The sequence below is a fragment of the Infirmifilum sp. genome (genome assembly GCF_049970975.1).
Lineage (GTDB): Archaea > Thermoproteota > Thermoprotei > Thermofilales > Thermofilaceae > Thermofilum > Thermofilum uzonense.
This window is the reverse complement of sequence record NZ_JBMFLX010000049.1, coordinates 1-9293: the sequence shown is the minus strand read 5'-3', so window position 1 is coordinate 9293 and position 9293 is coordinate 1. Positions and strand designations below refer to the sequence as shown.

At 44.4% G+C, this 9293-nt stretch carries 12 protein-coding genes; 8 read left to right on the top strand and 4 right to left on the bottom strand.

Features of this window, described 5'->3' with window-relative positions; translation table 11 throughout:
• Positions 1-54 precede the first annotated feature (54 nt).
• Entirely contained in the window at positions 55-249 is a 195-nt protein-coding gene (locus ACP5KC_RS07160) for a hypothetical protein (protein WP_428287089.1), read from the bottom strand.
• A 15-nt stretch (positions 250-264) separates the two neighbouring features.
• On the opposite strand from ACP5KC_RS07160, the gene ACP5KC_RS07155 reads away from it, so the two are divergent.
• The 8 genes from ACP5KC_RS07155 to ACP5KC_RS07120 all read left to right on the top strand — a co-directional run bounded on the left by ACP5KC_RS07155 (position 265) and on the right by ACP5KC_RS07120 (position 8011).
• Positions 265-405, top strand: coding sequence for a hypothetical protein (locus ACP5KC_RS07155; protein WP_428287088.1), 141 nt, complete (start codon positions 265-267; stop codon positions 403-405).
• Between the two features lie 406 nt (positions 406-811).
• A complete protein-coding gene (locus ACP5KC_RS07150) occupies positions 812-1630 on the top strand; it encodes a class I fructose-bisphosphate aldolase (RefSeq protein ID WP_428287087.1) in 819 nt (272 codons plus the stop codon).
• Between the two features lie 12 nt (positions 1631-1642).
• Positions 1643-2734, top strand: a complete 1092-nt coding sequence (locus ACP5KC_RS07145; protein ID WP_428287086.1) for an alcohol dehydrogenase catalytic domain-containing protein — start codon at positions 1643-1645, stop codon at positions 2732-2734.
• Positions 2727-4502, top strand: a complete 1776-nt coding sequence (locus ACP5KC_RS07140; protein WP_428287085.1) for an ABC transporter ATP-binding protein — start codon at positions 2727-2729, stop codon at positions 4500-4502. Before ACP5KC_RS07145 ends, ACP5KC_RS07140 begins: the two co-directional genes overlap by 8 nt.
• Positions 4495-5310, top strand: coding sequence for an energy-coupling factor transporter transmembrane component T family protein (locus ACP5KC_RS07135; RefSeq protein WP_428287084.1), 816 nt, complete (start codon positions 4495-4497; stop codon positions 5308-5310). Before ACP5KC_RS07140 ends, ACP5KC_RS07135 begins: the two co-directional genes overlap by 8 nt.
• Positions 5311-5326: 16 nt before the next feature.
• Positions 5327-5800, top strand: a complete 474-nt coding sequence (locus tag ACP5KC_RS07130; RefSeq protein WP_428287083.1) for a hypothetical protein — start codon at positions 5327-5329, stop codon at positions 5798-5800.
• Between the two features lie 14 nt (positions 5801-5814).
• Positions 5815-6570 (top strand): hypothetical protein, encoded by a 756-nt coding sequence (locus ACP5KC_RS07125; RefSeq protein WP_428287082.1) that lies wholly within the window; start codon positions 5815-5817, stop codon positions 6568-6570.
• 10 nt (positions 6571-6580) lie between these two features.
• Positions 6581-8011, top strand: coding sequence for a xylulokinase (locus ACP5KC_RS07120; RefSeq protein ID WP_428287081.1), 1431 nt, complete (start codon positions 6581-6583; stop codon positions 8009-8011).
• Positions 8012-8254: 243 nt separating this feature from the next.
• Here ACP5KC_RS07120 and ACP5KC_RS07115 read toward each other — a convergent pair whose 3' ends face one another.
• The 3 genes from ACP5KC_RS07115 to ACP5KC_RS07105 all read right to left on the bottom strand — a co-directional run.
• Complete coding sequence (locus ACP5KC_RS07115; RefSeq protein ID WP_428287080.1) at positions 8255-8410, bottom strand: hypothetical protein; 156 nt, start codon at positions 8408-8410, stop codon at positions 8255-8257.
• Between the two features lie 195 nt (positions 8411-8605).
• Positions 8606-8896, bottom strand: a complete 291-nt coding sequence (locus tag ACP5KC_RS07110) for a hypothetical protein (RefSeq protein ID WP_428287079.1) — start codon at positions 8894-8896, stop codon at positions 8606-8608.
• The coding region (locus tag ACP5KC_RS07105; protein WP_428287078.1) for a hypothetical protein at positions 8893-9293 on the bottom strand (401 nt) is incomplete at its 5' end. The genes ACP5KC_RS07105 and ACP5KC_RS07110, both read right to left, overlap by 4 nt.

Here is a 9293-nt window from a genome sequence, read left to right as displayed (position 1 = left end):
GAAGTGAAGGTTTGAAGCAAGAAGGAGTCACGGATACCAGGGGGAAGGAGCTACCTAGAGCAGCAGGTAGGCCAGCCTGGCCCCCTCGCCGCTCTTCACGGGCGGGAGGGCTCCCACGGCGTTGGTGATAATGCTCTTCAGCTCGCTCAGCGCCTCTTTCACCCTCCTCCTCGCGTCCTCGAGGTCGATCGGCTGGAGCTCCTCGCTGATGCGGGTGTCGAAGATGTTGGCGATCGCGTCAAGCGCCACGGCGGCCGTCCCGTAGTGGAGATCCAGAACCCTTCTGCTGAAGCCCGCGGCGACGGCATCGACGTCCAGGACTACGTCCTTGAGCTCCTCTCCCTCCGCCCTATCCTCCAGCCGGGGAACCTCTCAAAAGCCTCGCGGTACCTCTCCCAGCAGTAAGCGGAGAAGTTGAAGAATGTCACCGCATAGTTACGAGGTATAAGGGAGTCCGAGGCCTTTAGGACCTCAACTAGATCCAGCTGGACTACGCGCGGTTCACGGTAGTAGGCAGGACGCCGGGAAGACTCGGAAGTAGTGTGAAAGGGAACGTGAGGTCGAGGCTCGATCTCAGCCGAAATAAACCTTCCGCGGAGCGCCCACTTGATCAGCACGTCGTGCTTGCAAGCATGAAACAACATGGATAAATAAAAATAAGCTTTGCTGGAGCATGAGATTGTCGCTTATCATGTAATTAACCTATACGACTATAGCGCAGTTAACGCGAATTATATCTAGGGCTCAAGACTTTAGTCATAAAAAGTTTTACTAAGCAAGCTTAATATAAGTGCATTTAGGTGACTAAATTGTGTACAGATCTGTCCACCCGGGGAAGGTTCTCAGATGGCGAAGGATCGTAGATAAACGCAGTGGCAGGACAATAATTGTCGCTATAGATCATGGGAGTTTCGCAGGACCGATGAAAGGTATTGAGAAGCTGGATAAGTTAATAATAGACGTGGCTGAGGGGGGCGCGAATGCTCTCCTCATAACTCCAGGGATTCTAAGCAGATATGCTGATGTGATTGCGGACACCCAGTTAGGAATTATATTAAGGCTGGATACGAGCGGAACAAATCTATTTCCTTACAAAGATAAGAGAAGGCAGTACTTGACAACATCGTTTCACAATGCACTCCGCATGGGAAGCGATGGAGTTTGCATAATGGGCTACACGGGAAGCTCCTATGAGCCGGAAAGCCTAGCTTTGATTGGTAAGGTCGCAAGTATGGCTCAGAACCTAGGTTTAATTTTCATGGCTGAGATGTTTCCTCAATTACCGGGCACAGATAACCCCACTTCACCTGAGGTCATCAAGTTAAGTGCCCGAGTAGCGGCCGAGTTAGGAGCAGACCTCGTAAAAACATTTTACACAGGTGACTCCGTCAGCTTTAAAGAAATTGTGGAGACATCGAATGTTCCTATAGTCATTCTTGGCGGCCCTGCACGAGAAAATGATGAAGCGGTTCTCAAAGATGTAAGCGACGCGATAAAAGCAGGCGCTATCGGGGTTGCCTTTGGCAGAAATATCTGGCAAAGAGATAATCCTAGAAAATTTGTCGAAGCTTTAAGCAAGATAATTCATGACAATGAAGAATTGGATAAGGTTCTGCATTTTCTCAAATGAGTACTGGGGTGAATGAAAATTACGCAAGAAAGGCTGAATGATAAAATGCTTGCGACGCTTTTGCACGGTCCAGGGGATTTACGCTTAGAGGTCACTGATGTGCCTAAGATCGAGAATCCCCATGACGTCATAATTAAGGTTCTTGCCGATGGGCTATGTCCCACAGGTGTACGCGCAATAGATAAAGGGACAATCTGGGGGGCTCCAGGTATAGGCTTCCCTGGACATGAATATGCCGGAGTCGTCGTCGCTGTAGGTAGCGCTGTCAAGAATGTAAAACCAGGGGATCGAGTTGTGGCCGAGAACATTATACGGTGTGGGCAATGTTATTATTGCCTTACTGGTAGATCAAATCTATGTGTTAACAGAACGAATACGGGTTGGTTCTCATGGGCACAGTACACGAAAACCCTGGATTACTTGGTAGAGAAAATCCCTGACCATGTTTCGTATGAACAAGCGGCATTCACAGAGCCTCTTTCAACAGTTTTAAATAGCGTTGAAATAGCGGATATCCAGGCTGGTGATGAAGTAGTAATTGTGGGAAGTGGTCCTATGGGATTGCTTCATCTCCTAGTGGTAAGAAATTTTGCATCCTCGGTTATTATAGTTGACACTGATAGAAAAAGACTAGAATTTGCTAAAAATGTTCTAGGAGCAGACTATATTATTAACCCCAATGAATTTTCAGGAGAAGATCATTTAATCAATTTTATTAAAAGCCTTACTTATAGCGAACTCGGACCTAATGTTGTCTTCTTAACGGTGGGCGCTGCCCCCCTCGTCAATTTATACTTGAAGGTGGCTAGACCAGGAGGCAAAGTCGTTTTATTCGGAGGCTTCGGGGATGCTTCTCTAGGAAGCATTGACATGAACCTGATACACTACAGGCAAGTTTCGCTGGTTGGAGCACATGATAAAACACACCTTCAGTTTATTAAAGCGTTAAAAATGATCTCTACAAGATTTTATCCCATAATTGATAAGCTTATTACTCATAGGTTCCCCTTAGAAAAAATACATGAAGCTATTACCGTACATAAACGCAGAGAGGGTTTGAAAATAATGATTCTACCCAACCCTGGTGATCTCACTCGTGACTAAGGGCAAGGAATTAATTAAGGTGAGCAACCTATCTGTGAAATACTTAAAAGGCAAGGAGTACTCCCTTAGAAATGTAAACTTGTCCGTGGGAGAAGGAGAGCTCATCGCAGTACTGGGTCCTCTAGGTTCTGGGAAAACCACTCTTATAAGGTCTCTATCGGGTATAATCCCGCACATAATACCTGCTAGAGTTGAGGGCGAGATCTACGTCGTGGACAAAAATGTCTTACAAACTACCCCGGCGGAGCTAATAGCTTCAGGAGCTATAGGAGTGATCATAGATGAGCCCAGTAAACAAATATTTAATTTAACTGTTGAGGATGATGTATTATTTGGTCTTTTAAACGTTGGAATAGAGTGGAATGAGGCTATTAAGAGGGCGAAAGATATTTTGACCCTCCTTAAACTGGACAAGCTTGCACAACGTCATCCTAAAGAGCTTTCGGGAGGCCAGCAGCAGCGGTTAGCAGTTGCAGGAGTCTTAGCCTTGCGACCACCCGTCATTCTTTTAGACGAACCTATAGCTATGCTAGATCCCATAGGAAAGCTGGAAGTCCTAAGTATGATTCGAACACTAAACGAGGAACTTGGCATCACTTGTATTATCACAGAATCAGGAGCTGATGTGGATGAAATCTTAAGCCTAGCTAGTAGAGCTATTGTGCTATCCCAAGGACAGGTAGTTTTTGACGGAGATGTAACTGATCTCTTAGAGAAAGGGTACTTAACAGAGCTAGGCATAGGTGAACCTCAGTTATCTACAGCTTTTAAAGCACTACGAAGTAAGCTGGGAGAGGAGAGCTTTAGAATATCTAGATCTCCTAAAGATGCAGCACTAATAATTAAAAAACTTATAAACGAAGGTCGAATCAACTTTATAACCTATGGTCATGAGAACTCTCGTACACTTACTCCGCTAAGTAAAGACGTGAGACTTCCTGTGTTAAAAGCATTTGATATTGAATTTGTATATCCTAATGGAGTAAAAGCTCTCAATGGCGTTTCACTTCAATTATTTAAAGGAGAAATTGTAAGTCTGATCGGGCAGAATGGTTCAGGTAAAAGCACCTTGGCGCTTGTTCTTTCTGGAGCTATGCCTCCAAGTAAAGGGAAAATAATGATCGAGGGCAGGGATATTAAGAGAATCCCAAGACATGAACTCATCCAACTAGTAAACTATGTTTTCCAGAATCCTGATAATCAATTATTCGAGGAAAAAGTATATGATGAAGTCGCATTTGCTTTAAGAATGCTTAACCTTCCGGAAAGTGAGGTGGAGAAGAGGGTGTATGAGACCTTGTCGCTACTCGAAATACCAGACCTTGCGCACACTTACATTGCTGACTTGAGTAAGTACCAGAAAACGCTAGTGGCTATTGCTTCGGTTCTCGTGCTTAAACCCAAGATCCTTTTCATAGACGAACCTACCAATGGGCTTGATTACGCTCTTGGCGAGAAGCTCTTAACCAAGCTGAGCAAGCTTAAACATGAAGGTTTTACATTCGTTTTAATAACTCATAACATGAGAGTCGCATATAAATATTCTGATAGGGTAATCCTCATGAAGGACGGGGTGATATTGATGGAAGGTCCTCCGAGAGAGTTTTTCAAGAACGTCAACTTCCTAGAGAGCAATTACATTAGGCCCCCGCACTTGGCTGTCATGAGCAACTTGTTAGTGAATGAAGGATACTTGGGAAGAGTTTTTGTAGAGATAGATGAGTTCGTGGAAAGCATTAGAGTTAAGGGGGTGAGTCAGAATGCCTAGAATATTTGAGTATGAATATAAACCCACATTTATCCACAGCCTTTCTCCCTTAACGAAGCTGCTTCTATTGGTCATTTTCTTCACGCTTACTACATTGTATTGGGATCCATTCTATCTGATGCTTTTAACGATCATAGCTGTGATCATGTACATCTTAGCAAAAGCACCTTTAAAATGGCTACTGTTAACAATCCCCTTCGGTACATATAGATTTATTGAGGCCGGTATAATAAGCTATACACTTTCAAAGCCAGAATACTTCAGGGTTACTCCTCATGAACTTGTGACACAAAAAATCTTTGAGCTAGGCCCCCTAGTATACACATATGGCAGCTTTCTGTGGGCATTAGGATACATAAGTAAAATCTTTGTAACTCTGACAGTGACTTTCCTTTTCATTTACACGACCCCCCTCAACGGTCTCATTTCTACACTTTACTACCTTAGAGTTCCCAGGGTCGTGACTTATATTCTAACACTAGGGTTAAGGTTTGTCCCAGACATACTTAGAGAAACCGAGATGCTTGCTAGAGCTCAAAGCTTAAGAGGATGGGAGTTAAAAGCTTCTAACCCTATCTCATTAGCAAAGCGATCTAAACCTTTTGTTTTACCATACACATCTAGAATTATTAGTTACGTGGACATTTTAACGCTAACATTACAGATTCGAGGTTTTGGTGCCGTTAGAGAATCAAGGTGGAGAGCAAAAATAACTTTGACGAAAAACGACTTAGCAACAATATTGATTGCCCTAACACTATTCATTATTGCATTATATTACTATTCTCGTGGGTATGGAATTATATGATAAAGGTGGTAAAAATATGTATGAAACAGTTATTTTAATACTGGCCTTCTCGCTACCGCTGGCCTACAGGATAGGACTGCTTCCAAGGAGGTACTGGGGCATAGCATCATTCCTAACTTTCATTGTCTTGGCATCAATTCTAGTTTTCTTATTAGAGAAAAGTCGCTTTTGTGTTTTCTGGTCATGGAATTCCTTTACAGAATTCTGCATTCTTGTATACTTCTTTATCCCATCAATTAAAATCGCATTCCTCGCGTTTGCCGGAGCTTACATTGGTACAAGGATAGCAAGCTATTACACCTACCGGAGGACCATTCGAGAACTTGTCAGAGAGGATTCCCAGCTTTGGAATTCAGCTATTTCCATCACATGTCCAAAGTGCGGCACCCTTGTCTTCTCAAGTGCGCTGTACTGCCCGAAGTGCCTATCAGAGCTCCCAAAAGGCAATTTTAAGACAAAGCAAAAACCTTATATAATAGCTATTCCTTAATTTATTTGACCGCCATGCGAATACCATTACTGAAATATATACCTTTAGCATTGTGGGTCGTTGCTGCTTTAGCATGGCTCGTATCTGCTCCGTGGTCCCCTAACCTTGGACCTAGCTTTTCGCCAGAAAGGATAACACTGCTCTATATCGTTACTACACTAGGATTATTTATCCCTGGAATTATCTTCGCGTACCTCTTTGCTCAAAATCCTAAGTGGATAGCTCCACCAGGTAAATATGTGGAAGGTGCTAAATATTCCATGCTATCACCCTATCAGCTTACAGCAGCAGCTATAGCTGCTGCTGTATACGCCATAGGAGGTTTGCCCACCGGTATAAACATAGATTTACCAGCGCTTATCTGCGCATTTACCGCGGTGTACTTCGGATCGGTGGCCGCAATACTCGCGTTCTCTATTGGCTTCTTTATTCGATGGCTAATAGGAGGGGCTTCTTGGCTCGCTATACCTCTGCTTGCTCCAGCTATTGCTTTTATTGACTCAGGAGTATGGTCTATCAACGGGTATATATACTGGAATATAATGCGCAAGGAAGGGGCCAAACCTTCTTATATAAAAATGATCATTGCCATGATTTTGATGATCCTTGTTCACCTTGTGGGTTGGCTGGGGGTTTATGCGTTTACTGTGAACCCCTTAGAGGGAGCAATAGCCTATGCAGCCTTCGCCTTCTCGACGTGGTACCCAACTGCTATAGTCTTCATGATAATAGGAGTCTTAATAGCCGAGCCTATGTACAGAGCTAGGTAGAGGGCAGGAAATGATTCTAAGTGTTGATTTGGGAACTACTAATTTAAAAATAGCTTTTTTTGATTCTCATGGAGATATTTCAGAGAAACGCTCTGCTCCGTTGAATATTCAAGCCTCTATTAAAAGTGAACTCATAATCGCGGAGCAGAAACCCAACGAATGGATAGAAACTCTTATCTATTTATTAAAAAATTTAAATGACAGATCTAAAAAAGAGGTTGAGGCAATAGCGATCACAGGTCAAAGCACTTCGGTTGTTTTGGCGGATGAAAAAGGACTCCCTCTCCTTAACGCAATACTTCACATGGATTCCAGAAGCGAGGAATACTTCAACTATATTAAAAACATCATAGGTAGAGTTCCTTCATTTCCAGAGGTGAAGCTGTTTGGGCTACTTTATTGGGTAAAGGATAGACAACCAGAAATATTCTATCGAGTTAGAAAAGTATTCGACGCAAGGCAATACATACTTTATAAGCTCTCTCAAGAGCACATGTATGATTCTTATGCTTTTAACCACAACACTCTAAGAAGAGTATCAAGTGATTTAGATCTAGAACCTGATATCTTTGGTAGACCCCATGATTTCTTTACTCCTGCGGGCTATTTAAGTAAAGATGTCGCATTAGAGACTGGTCTTCCTCCAGAATTGCCTATTTTCGTAGGTCCTTGGGATGGCATGTGCGACATTATTGGCTCCGGTCTTAGTAGGGAGGATGAGTTTATGGACGTGGCAGGTACTACGGAGATAATGGCAATGATCTTCTCTAACAGAAATTCACTGGTGACTCACGAGTACATAATTCCAGGAAGATGGATTGTGTACCGTTCATTTCCATTAGGTGTTTCCCATAGGTGGTTAGCTGAAAGATTTTTTAGCTTACAGGGGGGAGTACTTACTGATGATGCTTACACGTTCATGGATCAATTGGCTGCCCGCGCTAAAGATAGTGAAGTATTTTTCTATCCTTACTTTTTCGGGGCTTACTTGAAGCCATACTTACGAGGACTTATTTTAGGATTGACGTACGAGTTAGGGCTCCCTGAAGTGATTAAATCGCTCTATTTAACCTCTGCTTTCATAGTCCGAAGTGTGTTAGAGGAAATATCGGAGGCAACGAGTGCCGAGGTAGCTAGGATAATAGGGGGTGGAGGAGGCTACCGCAGTAGATTGTGGGCTCAGATTAAGGCCGATGTTCTCGAACGACCAATACACATTTTACAGGTTTTAGATACAGCGCTTCTAGGCGCTGCTATTCTCGCTTATACAAATTTGGGTTATTACAAAAACCTTGCAGAAGCTCAGAGTCAAATGATAAAAGTCAAAGATGTGGTTTTCCCCAACTTGGATGCTGAGAAAAAATATCAAAGACTGTATTTAAAATTTAAAGAATTTTCAGGGAAAATTGAGTCGTTACTAGAAGCTATTTACTACGAATAGTAAAAGTAAATCAATCCTTATAGGAGTGCTTGATCTTCTTATAGGAAAAGTGATGTCAAACCCTCAGCAAGGAAATTTATGAAATTCGCTCTAAAGTTATGCGAGAAATTTTTCATGAAAGAGAAGATCTGATAAGGCCAACTCTGTGCTCAATCGGCATGTTCTTTGATTCAAACCCTGCTTGACATTTACTCGTCTAACACGTCGGCTAATTCGGCCCCCAGGCCTCCAGCAAGCGGCGACCTAGAGTTTGAGTACTGCAGTCTGAATTGCACGGGGTAGGCTTACGCTGTCCTTCACCTGGTTCTCGCCAAGCGCGTCGCTTAGGTCTAGCCTGAGGACGTCTTGGTGCACTATCTTCTCGAGGTAGGGGGGCCCCCGTCCAGTAGTAAAAGTCAAACAGCCTCACGGCGGTGAAGGTGTGCCCTTGGGACTTTAGGTTTGAGCAGTAGCACAAGGCTATCACCATTTTTCTATGCTTAGCATCTCTCTGTGTAATTAAAAATGTGCTGTGAACTGTCTCCCATTTGCGCATGTAGTATATTGATTCTCAAGCGAGCCCTCCCGAAAGGCTGAATGACTCTTAAACAGGCCTTAATGCGTGGGTCTCAGTACAAGCTTGCCCGCCCTGCTCCTGCGCGACAAACTGTACACGTACAAGAGCATGTATGGGGCCGATACAAGCAAGACTACGACCAGAAGCACTCCGAGTATCTCTGAGGTACGCAGCATTAGACCACCCACCTCTACAAAGACCTCCATCGTGATAGTGGCTTCTAGAGGGAGTGTCGCCAGAGCCTCGGCAATCCCGCCGGCATAGTAGGCAACCACCCTGTACGTTGCTCTAGGCAGAATCGTCTTATACGGGCCGCCGGTATCCGTCACGCCCTACTTGACGGGCATGCTGCCTGAGTAGACCCCAACCCTCGCCTCCTTGAGCCTAAAACCCTTATTGTAGAAGTACCCAATTCCGGTACGACCAGCGTGCTATTCCCCGTGACCCGGACCCTGGCCTTGTAGCCTATTAGGACACCCTTCCACTGCACCACCTCCACGTCGAGCTTGCTGAAGACCACCTTCCCCACGGTTAAGGGCGACGATGGGGCTAGTGTGAACTTGAAGATCCTGCAGTCGGGCGTCGTCACCCTTACTATAGCACCCTCCAACGGCTCACCGTTCTCGGCGCTGATGCTTGGAACCGTCTCCCCCACGGCTAGGGGTATTAGCATGACCACTAAAGGGGCTGGGATGAGCCGCTTCAACTCCACGGGTAGACCGCGGG